At 73.4% G+C, this 323-nt stretch carries 1 protein-coding gene; it reads left to right on the top strand.

Annotated features, from left to right (window positions below; genetic code table 11):
• The coding region (locus F2P45_RS34910) for a hypothetical protein (RefSeq protein ID WP_223164941.1) at window positions 1–323 on the top strand (323 nt) is incomplete at both ends.

Genomic DNA, 323 nt, shown 5'->3' with positions numbered 1-323 from the left:
GCCGCCGAAGCGGTCAACGCCGCCGGGACCAGGCTGATCGGCGCCGGCGCCCTCACGGAAGGCGCGCAGACCGCCGGCAACATCGCCGACCGGGCGCAGGCCGAGGGACGGGAATATCGCGACTACGCTTTGCCGGCAGTGGGCGCCGGTCTTGGTACCGCGCTGATCGGGCTCGGCGCGGGCAAGCTGATGGGCGACGCGGCCACGCAGATTGCGACCGGATCGGCCGGCGCCCAGGTGCGCGGCTCCCTCGCCGGCCGGGTCGGGAAAGGCATGCTGAGCGAGGGCGTGCTGGAGGAAATGCCGCAGTCGGCGCAAGAGCA

Source organism: Massilia mucilaginosa (assembly GCF_011682145.1).
In the GTDB taxonomy this organism is placed as follows: Bacteria; Pseudomonadota; Gammaproteobacteria; order Burkholderiales; family Burkholderiaceae_D; genus Telluria_A; species Telluria_A mucilaginosa.
Note: the sequence above shows the minus strand (reverse complement) of the source record. Positions and strands in the feature narration are given on the sequence as shown.